Origin of the sequence: Brevundimonas sp., from assembly GCF_052436175.1 — a bacterium.
GTDB lineage: Bacteria > Pseudomonadota > Alphaproteobacteria > Caulobacterales > Caulobacteraceae > Brevundimonas.
In genome coordinates, this window is the sequence record NZ_JBQVNM010000012.1 from 33,273 (window position 1) to 56,795 (window position 23,523).

The window sequence follows — 23,523 nt, forward strand, 5'->3', positions numbered from 1 at the left end:
GTGACCGAGGACGTCGCCCGTCTGACGCTCGCGGCCCTCGCGACCGGCCTCTGGCTGGCCTCGGTGCTGGCTGTGATCCTGGGTGTGCGACGTGCCCGCCGTGAGGAAAAGGCCCGCTCCGAGTCGCTCGCGGGAGACGGCGGCGACGCCACTCTGATCGCCTACGCCAGCCAGACCGGCCTGGCCGAGCAACTGGCCTGGATGACCGCCCGCGCCCTGTCCGACGGCGGTTGGCCCGTGCGCGTCGTCTCCTTCTCGGACCTCGATCTGGACCTGCTGAAGGGTTCGCGCCGCGCCCTGTTCGTCGTCTCCACCACCGGCGAGGGCGACGCCCCGGACAGTGCGGGCCGCGTGGTCCGCACCCTGCTGGGCGAGGCCGCCGGCCTCGACGGGCTGAGCTACGGCGTTCTGTCGCTCGGCGACCTGACCTATCGCGACTACTGCGGCTTCGGCCGGGCGCTGGAAGCCTGGCTGCGCCGCTCCGACGCCCTGCCCCTGTTCGACACGGTCGAGGTGGACGACGGTGATCCAGCGGCCGTCCGCCACTGGCAGCACCAGTTGAACCAGCTGACCGGCGCAACCACCGCCCCCGACTGGACCCCGCCCGCCTACGACCGCTGGCGGATGGTCGAGCGGACCCACGTCAATCCCGGCAGCCCGGGCGGCGAGGCCTTCCATATCGCGCTGGAACCGCTCGATGGCCCTGCGAACTGGGTCGCCGGCGATATCGCCGAGATCGGCGTGCCGACGGCCGACGGCGGGGAGGTCTCGCGCGAATACTCCATCGGCTCCCTGCCGTCGGACGGGCGGCTCGAGCTGCTGGTGCGTCTGATGCGCCATCCGGACGGAACGCCCGGGCTGGGCTCGGGCCGTCTCGCCCTGGGTCTTGGCGTCGGCGACGAGCTTCCCTTGCGTATCCGCACCAACGCGGCTTTCCACGCCCCGGCGGCCTCGACGCCGATGATCCTGATCGGCAACGGGACCGGTATCGCCGGCCTGCGCGCCCATCTGAAATCGCGCACGACTGGGGACGGCGGGGCCTGGCTGCTGTTCGGCGAACGCACCGCCGCCCACGACGCCTTCTTCGACGACGAGCTCCAGACCGCTCTCGCCGCCGGCGTCCTCACCCGCCTGGACCGCACCTTCTCCCGCGACCCCGACGCCGAGGGCCGCACCGGCCGCTATGTCCAGCACCTGATCGACGACCATGCCGAGGAGATCGTCGCCTGGGTCGAACGCGGCGCGGCCATCTATGTCTGCGGCAGCCTGGACGGCATGGCCTCTGGCGTCCATGCGGCGCTCGAAACGGCGCTCGGCCCTGACCGCCTGATCGAACTCACCGAGACCGGCCGCTACCGGCGCGACGTCTACTAAACCCCCCAGGCCGCGCCCTTGGCCCCATAGGCGTCGATGGTGCGGAACAGACTGGCGACCAGCTCCCGCTCCTCGGCCGTCAGTTCGGGCTTCCAGACATCGAAGATCAGGATGGTGCGATCCTGATCGCTGTGGTTCGCCGCCTCATGCTCGATGGTGTCATCGAAGGCCCAGGCTCGACCCTGTTCCCAGTCGCGCACATCGTTTCCGACGCGGAAGGTGCAGTTCGGCGGGGTGATCAGCGGCAGGTGGCAGATCAGCCTCGTATTGATGAGCCCGTTGTGCGGCGGAATCCTCGCCCCCGGCGTCAGGCGCGAGAACAGGATCGACGGCGTCCGCCCCTCGATCCGGCACAGGGGAACCTCGGCCAGGGCCTCCATCGTGCGGGGACAGCGGCGGGCGATGTCGGGCTGCTCGACGCCGTCCTTCCACAGGAACAGCGCGCTCCAGTCGGGGTTGGCCATCATGCCCGCCTGGTCCGAGTTGGGCCGGTCCTTGCGGGGCTGGATATAGGGCTCGAACAGGCCCGGCTCCTCCAGAAGGGTTCGCAGCTCGGCGGCGATGTCGTCGGTCGCCTTTTCCACCGCCGAAAGCCAGGGCAGGGTCTCGCGCGGCTGAAACTGAACCTGCGGCAGTCCGGGAAACAGATAGAAGCGCGGCTGCTGGAAATAGAGCTGTTTCCGCCCCGCCATCAGGTCCAGCGACAGGGCGAAGCGGTCGCTGGAGGTCGCCGGGTCGAAACCTGCCGCCGACAGTCCCTCAGCCAGATGGGTCTGAAACGCCTCGGCCTGGGCCTTCACCGCCGCCTGGACCCGGCGCAGTTCGGGGATAAGGTCGGCGGCGAGCGCTCGCCCCTGCCCCTGCCTTTCGCCCGCGATCCTCAAGGCCGCATTGTAAAAGCTGGACGCCCCACGCCCGTCGCCCGACGCCGCAAGAGCGTCGCCCTTGGCGATCAGGGCGGCCATGTCGTTGGGATCGCGCGACAGCCGCGCCTCGGCCTCGGCCAGCTTCGGGTTCGGTTCGGATAGCGCCATTCCCGGATCGGACGTCGTCGATCCGGGTTGGTCAAGCCGAAAGCGGGCTCAGCCGTCGCTGATCGCTAGATTTGCGCGTCGTCCCCGGCCTCGCGGCCCACGGTCTGGTCAAGGGCGTCAGCATCGTCTTCCTCATCCGGCGTCACCACCCCACCGGGATCGCGCGGGGCGGCCAGTTCTCGGGCGCCGACGCCCAGACCCTGTTCGATCGCCAGATTGGCCTCGACGTCGCTGGTGTCGAAATGCGGGGTTTCGGGTTCGATATCCTTGGGATCGGCCATGTCGGTCTCCTGTGAGGTTCAGAAGGACAACCAGCCGCCGCGACGGCGGTTCCGTGCGGCAAATCGCGGTGTGGGTGAACCTTTGCCGTTGTTCCTGCGTATGGGGTGTCCGAGCGTCATTGAAAGATCGTCATGTCCTCCATCGTCCGCCCCACCCCGGCCCAGCGCACCCGCCGCCTGATCGTTCTCGCCGCCGCCGTCTTCGCCGTGGTCGTGCCGCTGGTCCAGAACCTCGCCGGTCTGGGCCTGACCCAAGCCGAGTTCGCCGCCGACGGCAACACCACCCTTCGCGTGGCCGGCTACGCCTTTGCGATCTGGAGCCTGATCTATCTGGGGCTGATGGCCTATGCGATCCGTCAGGCCCTGCCCCAGACGGGCGAGAGCCCACTGATCACCCGCATGGGCTGGCCCTCGGCGGTCGCCCTGTTCGGCATCGGTTTCTGGATCGTCGTGGCGGCGCTGGATCTCAAGGTCGCCAGCGTCGGGGTCATCTTCGCCTCTCTGCTGGCCTTGCTGATCCCGCTGCTGCTGAGCGCCGGGACGATCCGCAGCCTGTCGCGCGGCGACCGGGATCGTTTGCTGGTCGCTTGGCCCCTCGCCGCCCTCGCGGGCTGGTTGACGGTGGCGGCGCCGCTGAACCTGATCACCACGGCGACGGCTCTGGACGCCTTGCCCGCCGCCCTGTCCCCGACCGGCTGGGCGCTCGCGGCGGTGGCCGTTGTGTTGCTGGTCGGGCTCGGCGTGACCTGGCGTCTGCGTGTGCTGGCCTATCCCCTGCCCATCGCCTGGGGCCTGATCGGCGCCTTCGCGGCCGAGCAGGAACGCAACCCGACGCTCGGATTCGCGGCGCTGGCCGCCGCCGTCATCCTGATCCTGGCGGGGGTGCTGCTGACGTTCCGTCTTCGCCCCGGCATCGAGCGGTAGTTTAGGGGGCGCCGTGGCTGACTCTTGGCGCGAGTCCGTCTAGAAGGCGCGCCCATGAGCGCTCCTGAAAAATCCAAGGCCGAACTGGCCGCCGACTACGGCCTGGCCCCGAATGAATACGCCGTCGTGCTGGAACGGCTGGGGCGCGAACCCAACCATGTCGAGCTGGGCGTCTTCTCGGTCATGTGGTCGGAGCACTGCTCCTACAAGTCCTCGAAAATCCACCTCGGCAAGTTCCCGACCACCGGCGATCGCGTCATTTGCGGCCCTGGCGAGAACGCGGGCGTGATCGACATCGACGACGGCGACGCCTGCATCTTCAAGATGGAGAGCCACAACCACCCCTCCTACATCGAGCCCTACCAGGGCGCGGCGACGGGCGTGGGCGGCATCATGCGCGACGTCTTCACCATGGGCGCCCGTCCCGTGGCCCTGCTGAACGCCCTGCGTTTCGGCGATCCGTCACACGAGAAGACGAAGCGTCTGGTCTCCGGAGTGGTGTCGGGCATCGGCGGCTACGGCAACTGCGTCGGGGTGCCGACCGTCGCCGGCGAGACCAACTTCCACAAGGGCTACAACGGCAACATCCTGGTCAACGCCATGTGCGTGGGCCTGGCCCGTGCCGACGAGATCTACTATTCGGCCGCCCCGGAAGCGGGCCACGCCGTGGTCTATTTCGGCTCCAAGACGGGCCGCGACGGCATCCACGGCGCCACCATGTCCTCGGCCGAGTTCGACGACGAGTCGGACTCCAAGCGCCCCACCGTCCAGGTCGGCGACCCCTTCGCCGAAAAGCTGCTGATCGAGGCCACGCTGGAGCTGATGGCCTCGGGCGCCGTCGCCGCCATCCAGGACATGGGCGCAGCGGGTCTGACCTCTTCCTCCGTGGAGATGGCCGGGAAGGGCGGCGTCGGCATCGAGCTGGACATGAACAAGGTGCCGCAGCGCGAAACCGGCATGACGGCCTATGAGATGATGCTGTCGGAAAGCCAGGAGCGGATGCTGGCGGTGCTGAAGCCGGGCCGCGAGGCGGACGGAGAGCGCATCTTCAGGAAGTGGGGCCTGGACTTCGCCGTCATCGGCAAGACCACCGACACCGGCCGTCTGGTGCTGAACCACCACGGCGAAGTCGTCTGCGACGTGCCCTTGGCGCCCCTGTTCGACGATGCGCCGCTCTATGATCGCCCTTGGGTCCAGCCGGAGTTGCACGCCCGCCTCGCCCCCGCCGACGTGCCGGCCCCCGAGAACTGGGCCGATGCGGTGATGAAGGTCGTCGCCTGTCCCGACATGGCGTCAAAGCGCTGGATCTGGGAACAGTACGACCGCCACGTCATGGCCGACACGCTTCAGGACAGCTCCACCGGCGCCGACGCCGGCGTGGTCCGTGTCCATGGCACGGACAAGGGTCTGGCGGTCACCTCGGACTGCACCCCCCGCTATGTCCAGAACGACCCCTATGAGGGTGGCAAACAGGCCGTGGCCGAGGCCTGGCGCAACCTGACGGCCGTGGGCAGCCGCCCCATTGCCATCACCGACAACCTGAACTTCGGCAACCCGCAACGCCCCGAGATCATGGGCCAGATCGTCCGCGCGATCGACGGCATGGCCGAGGCCTGCCGCGAGCTGGACTTCCCGGTCGTGAGCGGAAACGTCAGCCTCTATAACGAGACCAACGGCGTCGCCATTCCCCCGACGCCAACCGTCGGCGCCGTCGGCCTCTTGCCCAACTATGACGTCGTCACCGGGTTCGGCGGGGCGACCGACGGCGAGACCCTGGTCCTGATCGGCGACACAGTCGGAGAACTCGGCGCCTCCATCTATCTGCGCGAGGTTCTGGGCCGCGAGGACGGCGCCCCGCCACCGGTGGACCTGAAGCTGGAACGCAAGACCGGCGATTTCGTGCGCGACCTGATCGAGGCCGGCGAACTGACCTGCGTCCACGACCTGTCCGACGGCGGCCTGATCGGCGCGGCGGCCGACATCGCCCTGGCCTCGGACGTTGGCATCGAACTGGACGCGACCTCGGCGACCCATGCCCACATCTTCCTCTTCGGCGAGGACCAGGCCCGCTATCTGACGGCGGTGTCGGACCCCGCCGCCCTGATCGCCAAGGCGCAGGAGGCGGGTCTGCACGCCTCTGTCGTCGGCCGGGTCGGCGGAACGGACTTCGCGTCCGGCGACCTGTTCCGCATCCCCCTCGCCCACCTGCGCGAATGGCATGAAGGCTGGATGCCGGGTTGGATAGAGGGCTAAGCTCTCCCAAGACCCCGCAAGCAAGGCGTTGTATGCTGCCGATCGCCTATCACAACCCAAAGGTGGCCCAGCGTCTGACATGGACGCTTTTGCTGATGGCGGCGGTGTTGATTGCCGGATGTGCGGTCGTGATTGCGCTTCTGCTCTGGAACGCCGGGCGCGGGACCCTACCGCCGATGGCGGCTCAGCCCGGCTACATCGTCATTCAAGCGCTTCTATGCGCGGCGATGGCTGTCGCTCTTGTGTCTTGGACAGCTGCGGCCATTCGCAATATCCGCCAAGACGGCCCATCGATCTTCGTGGATGGAAAGAAACTGGTGGTGTTCAACCCCTTCAGACAAGCCGCAGCCCTCGACGAAATCGGGGACATCGTCGTGAAGCGGCGTCTGTCAATCTATGGTCGTGTCGAGGAGATTTCGGTGTTTGTGCATGATCGGAAGAAGCCGCTGATCCTGATCAACCCAGTTTACCATTCGATAAATGCAGCCGACATCGTAGCAAAAATACGCGATCTGGCCGCATCTCCACAACAAGGGCCTTGGCTCTGACAGCACCCTTCGTCGTGCCGCTTACCCACTGTCTTCCCTCCGCCATGATCCGGGCTTAGCTTCCCGCCATGGCCGACGGTTCTCCCCACTTCCGTCCATGGACGCCGCCGCGACGCACCGCGCCGCTGAAACTGCTGCCCTTCATGTGGCAGGCGTGGCGCGATCCCCTGGGCATCTGGTCGGACCGCCATTTCCGTGAGCCGCAGCTGTACGGCAACGGGCCTCTGGGCGCCGTCATGGTGGTCAGCCATCCCGAAGGCGTCCGGCACGTCCTGACTGAAAACGCCGCCAACTACGAGAAGGGCGCGCTGCAAAGGCGGGTGCTGGGGCCCTTGCTCGCGGACGGCCTGCTGTTGACCGAGGGCGACGTCTGGCGCCGCGCGCGCCGCATCCTGGCGCCCCTGTTCACCCCCGCCCGCACCGTCCGGACGTCGGCCAGGATGGCGGAGGTTTGCGCCCGTCGGGTCGAGGGCTGGCGGCTGGAGCAGGGCGCGCGAGTGCTGAACATGGACTCGGAGATGTCGGGCCTGACCTTCGACATCCTGTCGGCCACCCTCTTCTCCGACGAACTGGACGGCGACGCGGCGGGTTTCGAGGCCGCCCTGAACCGTTATCTCGGCGTCGGCGCCCGGATCAGCCCGCTGGACGTCATCGGCGCTCCGGCCTGGATCCCCCGCCTCGGACGGCTGGCGGCCGGGGACACGGCCCGCTTCTTCGAAAGCCGGGTCGCCAGCCTGGTGAAGGCGCGCCGCGCCCGGATCGACACCGGGGAGTCCGCCCCGGACGACCTCCTGACCGCCCTGCTCTCGGCCCGCGACGAAACCGACGGCGCGGCGCTCAGCGATCGCGAGGTCGCCGCCAACATCCTGACCTTCATCCTGGCCGGGCATGAGACGACGGCGCGCACCCTGGGCTGGACCCTGCATCTGATTTCCCGCAGCCCGGAGGTCGCAGCGAGGCTCAAGATCGAGGCCGACGGTCTGGATGTGGCCGCCCCCGACTGGGCCGACCACCTGCCCTGGACCCGCGCCGTGATCGAGGAGGCCATGCGGCTGTTTCCCCCGGCCCCCAGTCTGGCCAGACGCGCGCTCGGCCCCGACGTGATCGGGGGTCAGCCGATCGAGGCCGGCACGGCGGTGATCGTCTCGCCCTGGGTCCTGCACCGTCACGAGACGCTGTGGGACGATCCCGCCGCCTTCCGTCCCCACCGTTTCCTTCCCGAGAACCGCAAGGCCATAGACCGCTACGCCTATATCCCCTTCAGCGCCGGGCCGCGTGTCTGCATCGGCGCGGCCTTCGCCATGCAGGAGGCGATGATCGCGCTTGCGACCGTCCTTCGGTCCGCCGAGGTCGAGGCGGTCACCACGATGGAGCCCTACCCCGTGCATCAGATCACCCTGCGCAGCCGTGATCCGATGCGGCTCCGGCTCCAGCTCAGGTCGAGGACGCCTTCCCCGGCCTGAACCGGGGCCGGACGGACGCCAGCGTCAGGGCGCAACCCAGGGACGCCACAGCGGCGCAGCTGACGACCAGCCCCTGGCCTGTGTTGGGACTGACCACGGGGTGCAGGGCATAGGTCAGACCCGCGCCCAGCCCCGTCGTCGCCACCACCCAGATCAGGCTTGAGCGGATCCAGTGCGACGCCAGACCGGACGCCAGTCCCGTCAGCAGCGCCAGCGGCAGGCCGATCACATAGCCGACAACGACGGTGAAGAAGCCCGACAGCAGCATCAGGGATCGCAGCCGGGGCGCATCCTCAGGCGCCTGGGAAATGCTCCATCCCAGAGCCGTCAGGAAGCCGATGAACGGCCCCACCAGGGCGAAGACCCCGACCACCACAAGGGTTCGCCCCCAATCGATCCGCTTCATGGCCGTCTCCCCTGCACCCTCGCAGACTAGGGCGGATGACGGCGTCAACGCACCTGACGACGGCTGACGATCGCAGGATGACTGTCACATGGAGGGGCTAGATGTCGGCCACACATCCGGAGCGGGGCCCATGGACAGGATCAATCTTTCACGACGCGGCCTGCTGCTGACCGTCGCCGCCGGCGGGGCCACCCTGGTGGCCGGCCGCCAGGCCATGGCCCAGATGGTCTACGAGGACAATCCGTTCCAGCTGGGAGTCGCCGCGGGCGACCCCCTGCCCGACGGTTTCGTGATCTGGTCCCGGCTCGCGCCCCGACCCCTCGAGCCCGACCACGGCATGCCGTCCCAGCCTGTCGCCGTCTCGTGGGAGGTCGCCACCGAAGTCGGCTTCGGAAACAGCGTCGTTCAGAAGGGCGATACGGTCGCCCGCCCCGAACTGGGCCACGCCGTTCACGTCGAGGTCGGCGGTCTGGAGCCGGGCCGTCCCTATTTCTACCGCTTCATGTCCGGGCGCGAGCGGTCGGGCGTCGGTCGGGCCAAGACCATGCCCGTCGCGGGCGCTCCATTGGCCGGCGTGCGCTTCGGCGTCGTCGGCTGCCAGGCTTATGAGAGCGGCTACTACACGGCCCACCGCAAGATCGCCGGCGAGGATCTGGATTTCATCTACTGCTACGGCGACTACATCTACGAAGGCCGGGGCAATCGCCTCTATGGTTCGACCAGCCCGCAGGAGAACCTGCGCACTCATGTCGGCGGCGAGGTCTACACCGTCACCGACTATCGCCAGCGCTACGCCCAGTACAAGATGGACACGGACCTGCAGGCGAGCCACGCCTCGGCGGCCTGGTTCACCGTCTGGGACGACCACGAAATCGACAACAACTGGGTCTCTGACCTGGATCAGGACGGCACCGACCCGCAGATCTTCGCCCTGCGAAAGGCGGCGGCCATGCAGGCCTATTATGAGCATATGCCGCTGCGGAAATCCTCCTTCCCGCGCGGCTCGGCCATGCAGCTCTATCGCCGCGCCGTCTATGGCGACCTGTTGGACCTGAACCTGCTGGACACCCGGCAGTTCCGCACCGACCAGCCCTGCGACGACCGGCCCAACAGCAGCTGTGAAGGCATCAACGACCGCGCGGCCCAGGTCCTGGGCGAGGCGCAGGAAGCCTGGCTGCTGAACAATCTGGATCGGTCGGAGGCGACCTGGAAGGCCCTGGCTCAGCAGGTCATGGTCATGGACCTGGATCGCCATCCGGGTGACGGTTACGCCGTCAACACCGACAGCTGGGCCGGATACCGGACGCCCCGCGAACGACTGCTGCGCCATATCCGCGACCGCCGCATCGCCAACACCGTCGTCCTGACCGGCGACGAGCATCAGAACTACGCCGGCGAACTCTACCTCGACGGCCGTAATCCCGAAGGCGCGCCGATCGCCACGGAATTCGTCTCGACCTCGATCAGTTCGGGCGGCGACGGATCGGACCAGCGGCCGGATCAGGAGGCCTTCCTCGCGGCCAACCCCCAGCTGAAGTTCCGCAACAGCCAGCGCGGCTATGTCCTCTGCGACGTGACAAAGGAACGCTGGCAGACCGAGTTCAAGGTGCTGGACCAGATCCACGATCGTGACGGCGTGCTCTCCACGCGGCTGAAACTGGCGGTGGAGGCGGGCGACGCGCGGCTGGTCGCCGCCTAGAGAGCCGGGATGGCCTGGCTCAGCCGTCCGCCCACCCGGATCGGCTCGACGCGCGTCGCCAGCCCGGTCCGGTCGTCGGTCTCGACATAGACGCCGCAGATGGTGGCCGGGCCGTGGGCGGGCGCATAGCGGCCGCCCGAGATGCGGGTGGTGAAGCGCCTGAGCGGCTCTTCCTTCTCGTTGCCGATCACCGAGTCATAGTCGCAGCAGCCGCCGGCGTCGGTCTGATAGGCCGTGCCGCCCGGCAGGATCTGGCAGTCGGCGGTGGGCACATGGGTGTGGGTGCCGACGACCAGACTCGCCCGCCCGTCGCAGAAGTGCCCCATGGCCATCTTCTCCGACGTCGCCTCGGCGTGCATGTCGACGATGACGGCGTCGGCCACGGCGCCCAAGGGCGCGGCGTTCAGTTCGCGGTCCACGGCGCCGAAGGGATCGTCCATCGGGTCCATATGGACGCGGCCCAGAACATTCATGACCAGAACCGTCTTGCCGCTCTGCGTCTCGAACAGATTGGCCCCCGCGCCCGGCGCATCCATCAGGGGCGGATAGTTGGCCGGGCGGATCAGCCGCGGCTCGCGTACGATATAGGTCAGGGCTTCGCGCTGGTCCCACGAATGGTTGCCGAGCGTCAGGCAATCAGCGCCCGCCATGAACAGTTCGCGCGCCGTGTTCTCGGTGATGCCGAAACCACCGGCGGCGTTCTCCGCATTCACCACCACAAAGTCGAGCTTCAGGTCGCGCTTCAGCCCCGGCAGATGGTCCGAAAGACCATCCCTGCCCGACTTGCCGACCACATCACCAAAAAACGCCAGTCTCATGAAAGGTAAGGTCCCGCCGGTCCCGCCGGCCAATCTTCACACCGCAGTCCGTCCACACGACCGAACTCGCGCAGGTTGCCGGTAACAACGATCAAGGCGCGGCTGCGGGCATGCCCTGCGATCAGCAGGTCGTTCGCGCCGATCATCAGCCCCCGCCGCTGCAAGTCCGCCTTGATGTCGGCGGCGTGGTCAGCCGCCGCCTCATCGAAATCCAGAACCTCAAGTCGATCCAGCAGGGCCTCTACGGCCGCTCGCTGGTCCGTAGGTCGTTCAGACATCAGCGCACCGTGCATCAGCTCATGACGCACCACGGTCGAGGTGAACAAGGCCTCCGCATGGGCCTTCAGCCGGGGTTCCAGCGTTGCGGCGCGATTACGCAGAATGCGAACACAGATGTCAGAATCGAGCAGATACACTCACTCGAACTCGACGACGCCATCGTCGATCACATCCTCGGCGATCCGAATATCGATTCCGGGCTGGGCGAAAAAGTCGTCCCAGAGCGCATTCACCGGCACCAGGCGCAGGCTCTTGCCCTCCTTGATGACGCGCAGTTCCTTGACGTCGTCCGGAAAGGCGACGGCCTTGGGCAGGCGCACCGCCTGCGAGCGGTTGGACTTGAAGACCGTGGCTTTCAGCGGCGCGTTCATGACGGCGGTATCGGCCTGCGTCATGTATATGTCAATGGGATATGCCGAATGACCTGTAGCCGGCCTCGGTCAGGACACCGTGCAATCGAATGTCGTGGGCCTCGACCGGCAGGTTCGCGGTCGCCTGTCCGGCGTAGGCCAGGCCTATCCGGGTGGCTCCGGGTCGAGCCGCGAAGGTCCGGTCGTAGTAGCCTCCGCCCTGCCCCAGCCGGCCGCCTGTGTCATCGAACGCCAGCAGGGGGGTGACGATCAGGTCGGGATCGACGGCCTCGGCCAACGGCAGGGGGGCGGGGCATCCGGCGGCGTCCAGTTCCAGCGGCTCCCCCGGCGTCCAGGCGCGGAAGATCATCGGAGCGTCGCGTTCCAGAACGACCGGCAGACAGAGCCGACGCCCTGACGCGACCAGGGCGCGGGCCAGTGGCTCTGGGTCCAGCTCCGATCCCATGGCGCGATAGACGGCCAGGAGATCGCCGGGCGGCAGATCAGCCATATGGGACGCCGCCCGTTCGGCAGCTTCCGGCCCGACTTCCGCCAGCCGCTTGCGAATGGCGCGCATCTCCGCGCGAAGGGCCGCCTTGTCTGAAGGGGTCATGGCCTGCCGCGCTCAAGCAGCGAGCGACCGCGTCGCGAGCGGTAGCGCACCGGAAGGGAATGGGTTGGCGGCGCCGTAAGAGCCGTGAAGGACGGTTTGAATCCTCTCGAGCCTGGGTAGCCAGGTGGGCTCCGTGTACCCGACCCCACGAGGTCAGACAGGGACAGATCCCTTCGAGTGAATTAAGGCCGCGAGGATATGTTGCCTTCGACGAGAGCCACAGCATGACCCGCCATGGAACAAGATAGGCCTTCGTCCTCCGCCCCACAAGCGGCCGCCCGGTGATGACATCGGGCGAAGACTATTCCGCGTCGGGCTGATGCTCGGCGGCGGTCAGGCGGAAGGCGTCCAGTTTCAGGCATTCGGCCTCGATCGCCTGCAGCCGCGGCCAGCGCAGGTCGCAGCCGAAGCGACGGGTGTTGGCCATCTGGGGAACGAGGCAGACGTCGGCCAGGGTCGGGGCGGCGCCGAAGGCGAAGGGGCCGGGCGTGTCCGCCAGCAGGGCCTCCAGGGCGTCGAACCCGTCCTCGATCACCTGTCGCGCCCAGGCCTGATCGTCCTGCCCCAGGTCGCGCAGCCGCCTGAGGATCTTCAGATTCTGGATCGGATGGATATCGGCCGCCACCACAAGCGCCGCCGCCCGGATGCGGGCCCGCATCGCCGCATCGCCGGGCAGGATCGAGGGCTCCGGCGCGATCTCCTCCAGATACTCGCAGATGGCCAGGGACTGGGTCAGCACCTGCCCGTCGTCAGTGACCAAGGCCGGCACCAGCCCCTGCGGGTTCAGCGCCAGATAGCCGGGCGCGCGCTGGCCTCCATCGCGCAGGTGATGGGGGACCTGATCCGCCGTCAGCCCCTTGAGCGCCAGAACGATGCGCACCCGCCAGGCCGCCGAGGACCGCCAATAGCCGTGCAGGATCATGCCCTCACCCTTTGTGTCAGACCGGATCGCCGATGGCGACGGTCAGGGTCTCCAGACCCTCGATGGTCGCGACCAGAACGTCCCCCGGAACCACGGGGCCGACGCCCGCCGGCGTGCCCGTATAGATCAGGTCGCCGGGCTCCAGCCGATAGAGGCCCGACAGATGGGCGATGACGTCGGCCACCGGCCAGATCTGATCGGACAGGTCGCCGGTCTGTTTCGTCTCGCCGTTGACGGTCAGGCGGATGGCGCCGAGGCCGGGATCGAACCCCTCGGCCGGACGCAGCAGACCCAGGGGCTTGGACTGTTCGACATTCTTGCCGGTGTCCCAAGGACGGCCGGTCTTCTTGGCCGCGTTCTGGAGATCACGCCGGGTCATGTCGAGACCGACGCCATAGCCATAGACGTGACCAAGGGCATCGGCGGCATCGATGTTCCGACCGCCCTTGCCGATGGCCACGACCAGCTCGACCTCGAACTGATAGTCCCTGGTCGCCTGCGGATAGACGATGGTCGTCCCCGACGGCACGACCGCCTCGGCCCAGGCGGTGAAGAAGAAGGGCGGTTCGCGGTCGGGGTCCGACCCCATCTCGCGCGCATGGTCGGCGTAGTTGCGCCCGACGCAGAAGACCCGGCGCACCGGGAACTGCTCGCCGTTGGAGACGGCGGCCAGGACGGGCGGGGGTGCGGCGAAGGCCAGGGTCATGGGATCAGCCTTCCACGGCGGGTTCGGCGGCGGCTTCGGCCGCCTTGGCCTTGAGGTGTTTGTCGAAGTCGGCGGTCCAGGCCTTGACCTCCTTGGCCGAGGCGCCGCCGAGGACCGCGATGGACTCGCGCATCCGCTCGCGCGCGATGTCGCGGCCCATCAGCTCCATCGAGCGGAACAGGGGCAGGGACTGGGGCTTGCCGGTCATGACGATGAACATGTGGCGCACCAGATCCTTGAACTTCACGCCCGTGATCTCCGCCACGGTCCGCAGTGCGCCTTCGATCGCCTCATGCGTCCAGTCGGCCTCGCGCTCGAAGGCGATGGAGGCCAGGTTCAGGGCGCGGTTCAAGGTCGGCTGGTCCAGCTTGCCGTCCAGCAGGATCGCCAGCGACGGTTCCAGGCGGCCGGCGAACAGGAAGCTGGTCGCGGGGCCGAGGTCCGACAGCCGCGTCACCCGCGACTGGGCCATGTCGGCCACCTCGTTCAGATAGGCCGGGGTGATCCAGGCATTGATGGCGGCGCGGAAGCCCTCGGGCGACAGCACCTCGCGCAGCCAGCGGCCGTTCAGCCAGTCCAGCTTGGAGATGTCAAAGATCGGCCCGCCCAGCGAGATGTTGGACACGTCGAACCGCGACTGGAGCGTCGCGAAATCCATCAGCTCGTCGCCCTCGGCCTGCGACACCGCCGACAGACCGAGGAAGTTGGTCAGGGCCTCCGGCAGATATCCCATCCGCTCGTAAAACAGGACGCTGGTCGGGTTCTTGCGCTTTGACAGCTTGGACTTGTCCGGATTGCGCAGCAGCGGCAGGTGGAACAGCTGCGGCATGTCCCAGCCGAAATAGCGATAGAGCAGCTGGTGCTTGGGCGCGGACGGAATCCACTCCTCGCCGCGCAGCACATGGGTAATGCCCATCAGATGGTCGTCGACGACATTGGCGAGGTGATAGGTGGGGAAGCCGTCGGACTTCATCAGCACCTGCATGTCGACGCTTTCCCACGGAATCTCGATGTCGCCGCGGGCCATATCGTTGAAGACGCAGACCCCCTCGCTGGGCACCTTCATGCGCAGGACGTGGGGCTCGCCGGCCGCCACGCGCGCCTCGGCCTCGGCCGGAGGCACATGCAGGCAGCGGCCGTCATAGCGGGGCGGCTGGCCTTCCGACGACTGGCGCGCGCGCAGGGCGTCCAGCCGCTCGGGCGTGCAGAAGCAGCGGAAGGCGTGGCCGTCGTTCAGCAGCTGGTCCGCGTATCTCGCATAGATGTCGCTGCGCTCGGACTGACGATAGGGGCCGTTCGGACCGCCCACGTCCGGGCCCTCCGACCAGGACAGGCCCATCCACTTCAGGGCCTTCAGAATGACCTGTTCGGACTCCAGCGTGCTGCGCGCCCGGTCGGTGTCCTCGATGCGCAGGATGAACGTGCCGCCGTGCTGCTTGGCGAACAGATAGTTCATCAGGGCCACATAGGCGGTGCCGACGTGGGGATCGCCGGTGGGCGACGGCGCCACGCGCGTCTTGACGGTCATGTCTCTACTCCAGTGCGGTCGCGGATCGCCGCGTCTCGCTCAATGTCTCAGGCGCGTCCTATAGCCCGCGCGGCGGCGGTCTCAAGCACGGATTGGGGACTGAGCCCCGCCTCGCGCATGTCGCGCAGGGATGGAGAGCCCAGACGTTTGGCCAGACGACGGCCTTCATCATCCACGACCAGCAGATGGTGATCCCAGACCGGAACCTCCAGCCCCAGCAGAGCCTGCAACAATCGGTGGGCGTGGGTGGAGGACAGCAGGTCCTCGCCGCGCGTCACCCGGGTCACACTCTGGGCCGCATCATCGACCGTGACGGCCAGGTGATAGGAGGTCGGCGTCTCCTTCCGCGCCACCACGAAATCGCCGAGCGTGGCCAGAGAGACGGCGAAGCTCCCGCGATGCACGTCGGTCCAGTCCAGCGGTCCGGTCAGGTCCAGCGCCCGGTCGCCGTCGATGCGGACGGCGTAGGCCTCGCCGCGCCCGATCCGCTCTGCGCATTCGTCGGGCGACAGCGTCCGGCATCGCCCGGAATAGACATGCCCGACATGGTCCTGAGGCGCCCCGCCCATGGCCTCGATCTCGCGCCGGATGTCGGCCCGGGTGCAGAAACAGGGATAGAGGACGCCCAGCCCCTCCAGCCGATCCAGGGCCTCTCGATAGACGGGCATCCGCTCCGACTGGCGCCAGACCTCGCCTTCGGACACCAGCCCCAGCCAGGCCAGATCCTCCAGATTGCGAGCGATGAACTCCGGCCGGCTGCGACCCTGGTCTATGTCCTCGATGCGGATCAGCAGGCGCGCGCCGATCTCCTGTCCGGCCCGCGCCGCATAGGCCGCCGAGAAGGCGTGGCCCAGGTGCAGGTCTCCCGTGGGGCTGGGGGCGAAACGGACGGCGGGCATCAGCCTTGTTCGCACACCGCATTCCGCCCGACCAGAGCCGCCTCCCCGTTCGGGCCGGGGCCGACCGACGTCATTCCGCTTTCGACCACAGGCTCGCCAGAGTAGTCTCTGTCACCGGTGTCACCGAAATCGTCGCGCCGACCGTCGCCAAAATCTCCGGTGTCTCCTAAGGGTCGCCGACCAGATCAAAACATGGGAGACCGCATTGAATCGTCGAGACATTCTGGTTGGGGCCGGGGCCGTTGGCGTGATTGGCGCCCTGCCCGGCTGCGCCACCGTTTCGGGCTCTCCGACGACTGAAACCACCGTCTGGACCTTCGACCGGCTGACCGACATCGGCGGCCATGCCACGACGGTCGAGGGCGAGCCGGTCCTGATCGACACGCCGCTGGGCAAGGCGGTCAAGTTCGACGGGGTGGACGACGCCCTGTTCATCGACAACCATCCGCTGGCGGGCGCGGAGATGTTCACCTTCGAGGCCGTCTTCCGCCCCGACGGCGGCGCCTTCGAGCAACGCTGGTTCCACCTGCAGGAGGCCGAGGAGATCAGCGCCGCCCAGGGCCAGCCGCCCGGCACCCGCTTCCTGTTCGAGATCCGCGTCGAGAAGGACGAATGGTGGCTGGACGCCTTCATCAAGGGCCCCGGCTACAATCAGGTGCTGATCTATCCGGAGAAGCGCCACCCGATCGGACAGTGGTTCCACGTCGCCCAGACCTATGACGGGACGACCTATCGCTCCTACGTCGATGGCGTACTCCAGGGCGAGGCGGCCGTGGCCTTCAAGCCCCAGGGCGCCGGCCGCGCCTCGGTCGGCTGCCGCATCAACCGGGTCAACTTTTTCAACGGGGCGGTGCGCGAGGCGCGCTTCACACCCGAGGCCCTGACGCCCGAGCGCTTCACCCGGCTGATCTGACAAAGAAAAGGCCGACGTCCCGAAGGACGCCGGCCGGTCAGTTCCAGGAGTAATGCGGTATCAGAACTTGTAGCGGATGCCGGCGAACACCTGCCGGCCCGTGTGGTGATAGACGTAGGTGCTGTCGCGATTGCCGCCCAGGTCGCCGTGGTATTGGCGGTTGGGCTCGTCGGTCAGGTTGATGCCCTCCAGCGAGAAAGTCATCTTGTCGTTCAGCGCATAGGAGGCCGAAGCGTCGATGCTGAGCGTCTCGGTCTTGCCCTGCACCGGAATGCCGCGCGTGCCGCCGTTGCTGCCCGGGACGTTCTGGTAGTAGCCGTCGCGATAGGCGGCCGACACCCGGGCATTAAACTTGCCGTCGTCGTAGTAGAGGGTGGCGTTCCAGGCGTTGGGCGACAGGTTCACCAGATCCTCCGTCACGATGACGGTGCAGGCCGCGGTCGTGCAGTAGTCGATCTCAGATTCGACGTGGGTGTAGTTCAGCTGGGTGCCCAGGTTGGACAGGAGGCCGGGCAGGAAGCGGAACGGCTGCTGATAACTGATCTCCCAACCCTTCAACGGCCCGCCCTCGGAGTTGGTCGGGGTCGAATAGATATAGGTCAGGGTCGGATCGCGACCCCCGCCGGCCGGGAAGGCGACGGCGTTGAGCTCCGTCAGTTGGGCATAGGTCAGCGTCTGCTGGGTCGTCTGCACATAGGTCGAGATGTCCTTGTAGAAGTAGGCGAAGGAAATCAGCGACTCAGGCGCGAAATACCATTCCAGCGAGAGGTCGTAGGTTTTGGCGCGATAGGGCTCGAGTTCGACGTTGCCCAGCGAGGCGCTGGGGTTCGGCGCGTTCAGGGCCGTGATCGTGAAGACCGGGATCAGGCTGGTCACCGGCGGACGCGCCATCACCTTGGCCGCGCCGAAGCGGACGATCACGTTCTCGACCGGCTCCAGCGACATGTTCAGCGATGGCAGGGTGTCGTCATACTCGTTCTCGCCGGGCGTGACGCGCGCGACCCCGCCGACGTTCGAGAAGCCGATCGCCTCGATCTCGGTCTTGACCTGCCGCACGCCGACATTGCCGCGGAACGGCATGGAGCCGAGCGTCATGTTCCAGTCGGCCTGGACCCAGAAGCCGGTGTCCTTTTCCGTGACTTCGCGGAAGCTGCCGAAGGAGGACGGGTTGTCCAGGCCCAGCAGGCGGAAGTCGCCGCCGGCCACGCCCGTGTTGCAGTTACAGTCCCACTTCCACAGGTTCCGCAGGGCTTCAAGATCGGGAATGACCCAGGACGTGGCCGAACCGGCCGGCAGGTCGAGATTGCGCCCGAAGCCTTCGAGCAGCCCCGTCACCGAGGCGACCGAGGTGCCGGCCGGCAGAGCGGGAGCCGTGTTGCTGAGCCGGGCCAGGCCGGAACCGATGGAGCTGTACTCCTTGTAGCTGGCGCCGCCCTTCAGGGTAAGATTGTCGTTCAGCGCCCAATCCAGGCCGCCCTCGACCGTCGTGTAGATATTGGTCTGCTCGCTGGAGCTCAGGCGCAGCTCCGTCAGCGGCTGAAGGCCATTGGGGCCGGTGAAGGTCCAGTTCGCCGGATTGGCGACATCGAAGCCGTAGTTGATGAGCGGCAGATTGCGGTTCTGGCGGAAGTCCCAGCTATAGCCGTCGGTGTTCTGGCGATCGATGATCGCATTGACCTGAAGCGGGTTGGAGAAGGCCGACTTGGAGCGGCCGACCGTGCCGGAGAACTTCAGATTGTCGGTGAACTCGTGCTCGACCGCCAGGGTGTACTGGGTGAACTCGGTTTCCAGGACGTCGAAACGGCTCTCGGTCCGCAGGTCCATGTCGTCGAGCTTCATATAGACCAGCTCACCCGTTTCCGGATCGGCGACGGCCTCGACGATGTCGACCTCGGGCTTGCCGCCGGCCGAGGCGTTGCGGCTCAGCGACCAGGCTTCAAGGAACTGTTCCTTGCGCGTCGAATCCAGCTTGGAATACATGGCGTCGAAGGTGAACAGGGTGCGATCGCTGTTCGGGCGCGCCTGCAGCGACAGGGTGCCGCCCAGACGCTCCTGACCGTGGGTCAGGCGGCCGTAGCGCGGGATACGAGGATGGAACAGGCCGCCGGCCGCCGCAGCGCCGCCCGGCAGGGCCGCCGGGTTCTGGAAGCCGTTGTCGCCGTTGGCCGGGCCCCAACGCACGGACGAGAAGCCTTCCTCGATCGAGTCCTTGTCGCTGTAGGCCACGGAGGCCAGGGCGCCGATGCGGCCGTCCATCCAGGTGCGCGAGATCAGGCCGGCGACGCGCGGCGAGTATTCCTGCGACAGGTCGTTGTAGCCGTACTGGGCCGACAGAACCGTCTGGGCCGCGCCGCCGCTGTCGAATGGGCGGCTGGTGCGCAGGTCCACCGTGGCGCCCAGCGACCCTTCCTCGACCTCGGCCGAAGCGGTCTTGCGCACGGTGATGTTGTTGAAGAGTTCCGAGGCGAAGACGTTGAAGTCGAAGCCCCGACCGCGGTTCACGCTGCCCGAGGAGTCCGTGGCGCCCGTGGTCGCCTGGGCCTCGATGCCGTTGATGCGCGTGCGGGTGAACTCCGAGCTCAGACCGCGCACAGTGATCGTTCGGCCTTCGCCGGCGTCGCGGTCGATGGAGACACCGGGAATGCGCTGGATCGATTCAGCGAGGTTGGTGTCGGGGAAGTCGGCGATATCCTCCGCCGAGATGGCGTCCACCACGCCGGCTTCGCGGCGCTTGATGTTCAGGGCGTTGGCCAGCGAGGCGCGGAAGCCGGTGACGACGATTTCCTCGACCTCGGTCGCATCGTCCTGCGGGCTGGCGGGGGTCGTCTGGGCCAGTGCCGGCGAAGCGGCCATAGCCAGGGTCATGGCGGCCAGCGAGGCGCCGGCGGCCAGGAAACGGCGCGAATAGGGCGTGTGGTGGTTCATTTGGGTCTCCTCCCTGATGAGTCATTTCGGAGGTCGAAGCGCCCCCTGTGTCGAAGCCCGCCGAGGCGGACGACACCGGTGTCAGGATTGGTTTGCCAAAGCTCTGCTACCGGTGTCATAGTTCTTACGCACAGTTTCGCGCATGTGGCAAGAAGGTGGCCGACCGGATTTCATCCGTGACGCACCCGCGCCACAGTCGGGCGACGGCGACAACAAAATCGATCGGACGCGACGATGTCCGGCAGGAGGAAATCGATATGGCTTTGCGCAGAATTCTGCTGACCGGCGCCGCTATGGGCCTGCTGCTGGGCGGAGCCGCCCAGACCGAGACTCTCGCGCAGACCAGCGGCACGACTGAATCAGGGCTGCTGTTTCGGTTGTCCGCCGACACGACCCTGACCGCCGATCAGGCGACCGGTCCGGCCGAGCCGACGTTCGCCGACCGCGTCGCGATCCAGCCCTCCGGCGGCGTCTCCAACGGCTATCTGAAGGCCGAGGACGAACAGGTCCTGGCCTGGTCGGCGCCCGGCAATGTTCAGGCCCAGCGCGGAACCCTGTCCTTCTTCTGGCGCGCCCGGACCCCGCTCGGGACGAATCAGTTCCCGATCTTCCGCGTCAGCTTCGCCGACCATTCCAGCTGGGACATGGTCTTCCTGCGCATCGACTGGAACGGCGAGGGCTTTGACGCCTTCGTCACCGACGCCAACCTGTCGCGCGTCCGGGTGTCGTGGAAGGTTCCGCAGACCCCCGCCCCCGACGCCTGGACGCACATCGCCTTCGCCTGGGACGAGACCACGGGCGTCCAGCTCTACGTCAACGGCCAGCTGGCGGCGCGCAAGGACCAGCCGGCCCTGCTCGACGCCGGACTCGACCAGTTCGGGCCGCACAGCCGCATCATCAGCCCGATGCAGGTGCAGAGCCGCTACAACTTCCTGCGCGGCGGCGATCTGGACGAGTTGCGCATCTACGACCACGCCCTGACGCCCGAGGCGATCTCGGCCCTGGCGAAGAACGCCGAGCCAGCCATAGCGCCCGCCGCGCCGGAGTGGCAGGCGACCTGGAACCGCCGCCTCGGCTTCGACGGCGCCCCTCCCCCCTATCTGGCCGACACCTCAACCGCGATCCGACGGGTGGAGTTCACCGACCAGCGCGACGTCGCCCAGCGGATGTGGAAGGGAAATGACGGCATCCGCGAGACCACCTGGCCCGGCGTTTACAACCGCTCGCGCCTGACCGGCCGCCACGACTATTTCACCCTGCCCGACTGGAACGTCTATTCGACCGGGGGCAAGGCCGGGACATGGTTCCTGCCGTCCGAACCCTGGAACCAGGTGGAGATCCAAGGCGCGGCCTATGGCCGTCTGTCGGCCCTCGCCGACGGAACGCCGCCCGCTGGGGCCGGACAGGTCACGGCCGACGGCGATCTGCTGGCCCGCAGGCCCCAGGGCGCCGAACGCACCACCACTCGCCTGTCCGCGGATCGCACCGGAGGCGCCGTCCACTTCGTCAACGACGCCCAGGAGACCCCGATCGAGGAGATCGGCGTCTATCGCGTCTCAGCCGGCAAGGCCCCCGACGGCATCGGCCGCTTCGACATGATCGTGCGCTCAGACGTCGCCGCCGACTTCCCGGTCACGAAGGACCTGACCGACTGGATCGCCGGCCGCTATCCGGTCGAGGAGCGGGCCACGGTCGTGGCCGTGCCCGCCGGCGCCGCCACCCGTGCTCGCTCCACCGACGCCGCGCCCGATGCGCGCCCCCTCGTCCACATCCTCATCCCGCAGGACTCGCGCACCCAGGGTCGGGGCCTGCCCCTGAACCGGGGCGCGACCTTCGGCTTCGAGAATTTCGGCGGTCTCGACGGCATGGAGCTGACCGTCCCGGCTCTGGACATTCCCGCCGGGCGCGACGGCCTGATCCCGCTGAACATCCGGGTGAAGGATCCACTGAATCCGACCCGCGACCTGATGGACGTCAATATCTCGGTGAAGCCCGGCGAGGCGCGGACCCTGTGGCTGGACACGCGCGACCGCATCCTGCCGCCCAACAAGCCCCTCTATCTGACCGTCGCCTCGTCCAATCCGGCCTTTGGCGCCGCCAGCCTGAACGGCGCGAAGATCGGCCTGGTCTTCAAGAGCCGCGCCGACGCCCTGGCCGAGCACGAAAAGGATCGCTTCGAGCAGATCCGCGACAACTATGGCTTCCTCGTCGAGGAGCGGCAGTCGAACCGAAATTTGGGCCTGTTCGAACGCTTTTACGAGGACCTGACCGACCTGCTGCGCGTCAGCCCGGAGCATCCGGGCGCCGTCGCCTACTGGTCCGAATGGAATCCGCAGCAGCCGCGCCCGCCGGTCGAGATCGCGGCCGCCCCGGCCGGCGTCCCCGCCTGGGCCTGGGGCCAGACCGAGGCGCTGAAACAGGCGGGCGGCTTCATCAACTGGTGGATCGACAACCGTCAGGTCGATGGCGAGTTCGGCGGCGGCCTGTCGGACGACACCGACCTGATGAACCAGTGGCCAGGCGTCGCCCTGATGGGGGTCGAGCCGGACAAGATCACCCGGTCGCTCGCTGACCTGATCGACGCCACCTACCGCAACGACATGTGGGAGAACGGCCTCGGCAAGATCGTGACCGACGAACTCCACGTCTACGAGGAGGGCATCAACGCCATCAGCCAGGCCTCCTACCTGACCCCGTCCGACCCGCAGGCAGTCGAGCGGCTGATGGAGACGGCGGCCCGCTATTCCGACCTGACGGCCGTGAACCCCAAGGGCAACCGCCTGTTCGTCAGCAACTATTTCGGCGGCGACCATATCGTGCGCGAGGACCCGTGGCAGTGGTCCAAACCCTATTCCTACCTGATCCTTCATCCGGGCATCCGCCTGGTGGACTACAACGGCTCGCCGCAGGTGAAAGCCCTGCTGCTGGAACTGGCCGACGGCTATCTGGCCCACGGGACCCAGGACGCCGAAGGCCGCTGGAGCTTCCCGGCCGAGATCAACTGGCCCGACGGCGCAACGCGCGGCTCGGGCGGGCCGCAGCAGACCAACCTTTTGATGTGGGCGGCCTATCGTTGGACCGGCGACGTCAAATACCTGCGCCCCATCGAACAGGCCCTGCGCGAGGGCGGGCCGCGTTCGCTGGTCGGCATCGTCAACGGCGATTTCGCCGCGGAGCTGAACCGGCCCGAACTGCGCGAGGGCTGGGTCGAGGCCGCCGCCGCACGCAACCCGGCCGGCATCGCCCTGCACGGCGCCTGGGCTGCGACCGGCGACAAGGCGTATCTCGAACGGCTCTACGATGACCTGCGGGCGTCCGCGACCCTGCGCATGCCGATGATGACCGAGGATCATTGGTGGACCGACCGGGTCGTCGTGCCGACCGACGAACTGCAGCGTCAGCGCCTCGGCGGCGTGGCCCTGACCCGCAACGCCATCGTCCAGGGCAATCTGATCGGCTGGCGGTTCGCCGATGACGCGGACGCGACGAAGTTGGCCGTTCTGGTGCGTGAGCCGACCCGAAGCGGCTTCCGCATCGTGGCCTACAACCTTTCCGACAAGCCGATCGAGGCGACCATCACCGGCGCCC

At 67.6% G+C, this 23,523-nt stretch carries 20 protein-coding genes and 1 other RNA gene; 8 read left to right on the top strand and 13 right to left on the bottom strand.

Translation table 11 applies throughout. The annotated features are described in order from the left end of the window. Window positions 1-1,374, top strand: coding sequence for a sulfite reductase subunit alpha (locus ACT6QK_RS04870; RefSeq protein WP_444596686.1), 1,374 nt, complete (start codon window positions 1-3; stop codon window positions 1,372-1,374). Here the strand turns inward: ACT6QK_RS04870 and ACT6QK_RS04875 are convergent. Further along, window positions 1,371-2,408 carry an aspartyl/asparaginyl beta-hydroxylase domain-containing protein gene (locus ACT6QK_RS04875; protein WP_444596687.1) on the bottom strand — a complete coding sequence of 346 codons (1,038 nt, stop codon included), beginning with the start codon at window positions 2,406-2,408 and terminating at the stop codon, window positions 1,371-1,373. The two genes, ACT6QK_RS04870 and ACT6QK_RS04875, sit on opposite strands and share 4 nt — an antisense overlap. 65 nt (window positions 2,409-2,473) lie before the next feature. Continuing rightward, complete coding sequence (locus ACT6QK_RS04880; protein ID WP_444596688.1) at window positions 2,474-2,689, bottom strand: hypothetical protein; 216 nt, start codon at window positions 2,687-2,689, stop codon at window positions 2,474-2,476. Window positions 2,690-2,821: 132 nt separating this feature from the next. Here ACT6QK_RS04880 and ACT6QK_RS04885 point away from each other — a divergent pair, with 132 nt between their 5' ends. The 4 genes from ACT6QK_RS04885 (at window position 2,822) to ACT6QK_RS04900 (ending at window position 7,877) form a co-directional block, all read left to right on the top strand. Beyond that, entirely contained in the window at window positions 2,822-3,613 is a 792-nt protein-coding gene (locus ACT6QK_RS04885) for a hypothetical protein (RefSeq protein WP_444596689.1), read from the top strand. 54 nt (window positions 3,614-3,667) lie between these two features. Further along, the gene (purL, locus tag ACT6QK_RS04890) at window positions 3,668-5,866 is read left to right on the top strand and encodes a phosphoribosylformylglycinamidine synthase subunit PurL (RefSeq protein WP_444596690.1); all 2,199 of its coding nucleotides are present in this window, start codon (window positions 3,668-3,670) and stop codon (window positions 5,864-5,866) included. Between the two features lie 32 nt (window positions 5,867-5,898). Next, entirely contained in the window at window positions 5,899-6,414 is a 516-nt protein-coding gene (locus ACT6QK_RS04895; RefSeq protein ID WP_444596691.1) for a hypothetical protein, read from the top strand. A 68-nt stretch (window positions 6,415-6,482) separates the two neighbouring features. Next, window positions 6,483-7,877, top strand: a complete 1,395-nt coding sequence (locus ACT6QK_RS04900; RefSeq protein WP_444596692.1) for a cytochrome P450 — start codon at window positions 6,483-6,485, stop codon at window positions 7,875-7,877. On the opposite strand, the gene ACT6QK_RS04905 is transcribed toward ACT6QK_RS04900, so the two are convergent. Then, a complete protein-coding gene (locus ACT6QK_RS04905) occupies window positions 7,849-8,283 on the bottom strand; it encodes a hypothetical protein (protein ID WP_444596693.1) in 435 nt (144 codons plus the stop codon). The two genes, ACT6QK_RS04900 and ACT6QK_RS04905, sit on opposite strands and share 29 nt — an antisense overlap. 130 nt (window positions 8,284-8,413) lie before the next feature. On the opposite strand from ACT6QK_RS04905, the gene ACT6QK_RS04910 reads away from it, so the two are divergent. After that, a complete protein-coding gene (locus ACT6QK_RS04910) occupies window positions 8,414-9,982 on the top strand; it encodes an alkaline phosphatase D family protein (RefSeq protein WP_444596694.1) in 1,569 nt (522 codons plus the stop codon). Here ACT6QK_RS04910 and ACT6QK_RS04915 read toward each other — a convergent pair. The 9 genes from ACT6QK_RS04915 to gluQRS all read right to left on the bottom strand — a co-directional run bounded on the left by ACT6QK_RS04915 (window position 9,979) and on the right by gluQRS (window position 16,097). After that, window positions 9,979-10,800, bottom strand: coding sequence for a TIGR00282 family metallophosphoesterase (locus tag ACT6QK_RS04915; protein WP_444596695.1), 822 nt, complete (start codon window positions 10,798-10,800; stop codon window positions 9,979-9,981). The genes ACT6QK_RS04910 and ACT6QK_RS04915 overlap by 4 nt on opposite strands. Beyond that, window positions 10,797-11,216: a PIN domain-containing protein gene (locus ACT6QK_RS04920; protein ID WP_444596696.1), complete on the bottom strand. Its 420-nt coding sequence runs from the start codon at window positions 11,214-11,216 to the stop codon at window positions 10,797-10,799. Before ACT6QK_RS04920 ends, ACT6QK_RS04915 begins: the two co-directional genes overlap by 4 nt. Then, the gene (gene vapB, locus ACT6QK_RS04925; protein ID WP_444596697.1) at window positions 11,217-11,450 is read right to left on the bottom strand and encodes a type II toxin-antitoxin system VapB family antitoxin; all 234 of its coding nucleotides are present in this window, start codon (window positions 11,448-11,450) and stop codon (window positions 11,217-11,219) included. A gap of 31 nt (window positions 11,451-11,481) precedes the next feature. Then, window positions 11,482-12,042 carry a 5-formyltetrahydrofolate cyclo-ligase gene (locus ACT6QK_RS04930; protein ID WP_444596698.1) on the bottom strand — a complete coding sequence of 187 codons (561 nt, stop codon included), beginning with the start codon at window positions 12,040-12,042 and terminating at the stop codon, window positions 11,482-11,484. A gap of 66 nt (window positions 12,043-12,108) precedes the next feature. Next, window positions 12,109-12,271: non-coding RNA, 6S RNA (ssrS, locus tag ACT6QK_RS04935), on the bottom strand. A gap of 72 nt (window positions 12,272-12,343) precedes the next feature. Beyond that, window positions 12,344-12,964: a maleylacetoacetate isomerase gene (gene maiA / locus ACT6QK_RS04940; protein WP_444596699.1), complete on the bottom strand. Its 621-nt coding sequence runs from the start codon at window positions 12,962-12,964 to the stop codon at window positions 12,344-12,346. A gap of 16 nt (window positions 12,965-12,980) precedes the next feature. Beyond that, window positions 12,981-13,670 carry a fumarylacetoacetate hydrolase family protein gene (locus ACT6QK_RS04945; RefSeq protein WP_444596700.1) on the bottom strand — a complete coding sequence of 230 codons (690 nt, stop codon included), beginning with the start codon at window positions 13,668-13,670 and terminating at the stop codon, window positions 12,981-12,983. A 4-nt stretch (window positions 13,671-13,674) separates the two neighbouring features. Continuing rightward, complete coding sequence (gene gltX / locus ACT6QK_RS04950) at window positions 13,675-15,198, bottom strand: glutamate--tRNA ligase (RefSeq protein WP_444596701.1); 1,524 nt, start codon at window positions 15,196-15,198, stop codon at window positions 13,675-13,677. A gap of 47 nt (window positions 15,199-15,245) precedes the next feature. Further along, window positions 15,246-16,097 (bottom strand): tRNA glutamyl-Q(34) synthetase GluQRS, encoded by an 852-nt coding sequence (gene gluQRS, locus ACT6QK_RS04955; RefSeq protein WP_444596702.1) that lies wholly within the window; start codon window positions 16,095-16,097, stop codon window positions 15,246-15,248. Window positions 16,098-16,344: 247 nt separating this feature from the next. On the opposite strand from gluQRS, the gene ACT6QK_RS04960 reads away from it, so the two are divergent. Further along, the gene (locus ACT6QK_RS04960; RefSeq protein WP_444596703.1) at window positions 16,345-17,010 is read left to right on the top strand and encodes a LamG domain-containing protein; all 666 of its coding nucleotides are present in this window, start codon (window positions 16,345-16,347) and stop codon (window positions 17,008-17,010) included. A gap of 60 nt (window positions 17,011-17,070) precedes the next feature. Here ACT6QK_RS04960 and ACT6QK_RS04965 read toward each other — a convergent pair whose 3' ends face one another. Further along, window positions 17,071-19,935 carry a TonB-dependent receptor gene (locus ACT6QK_RS04965; RefSeq protein WP_444596704.1) on the bottom strand — a complete coding sequence of 955 codons (2,865 nt, stop codon included), beginning with the start codon at window positions 19,933-19,935 and terminating at the stop codon, window positions 17,071-17,073. Between the two features lie 257 nt (window positions 19,936-20,192). Here ACT6QK_RS04965 and ACT6QK_RS04970 point away from each other — a divergent pair. After that, window positions 20,193-23,523: LamG-like jellyroll fold domain-containing protein (locus tag ACT6QK_RS04970; RefSeq protein WP_444596705.1), on the top strand; the 3,331-nt coding region annotated here is incomplete at its 3' end.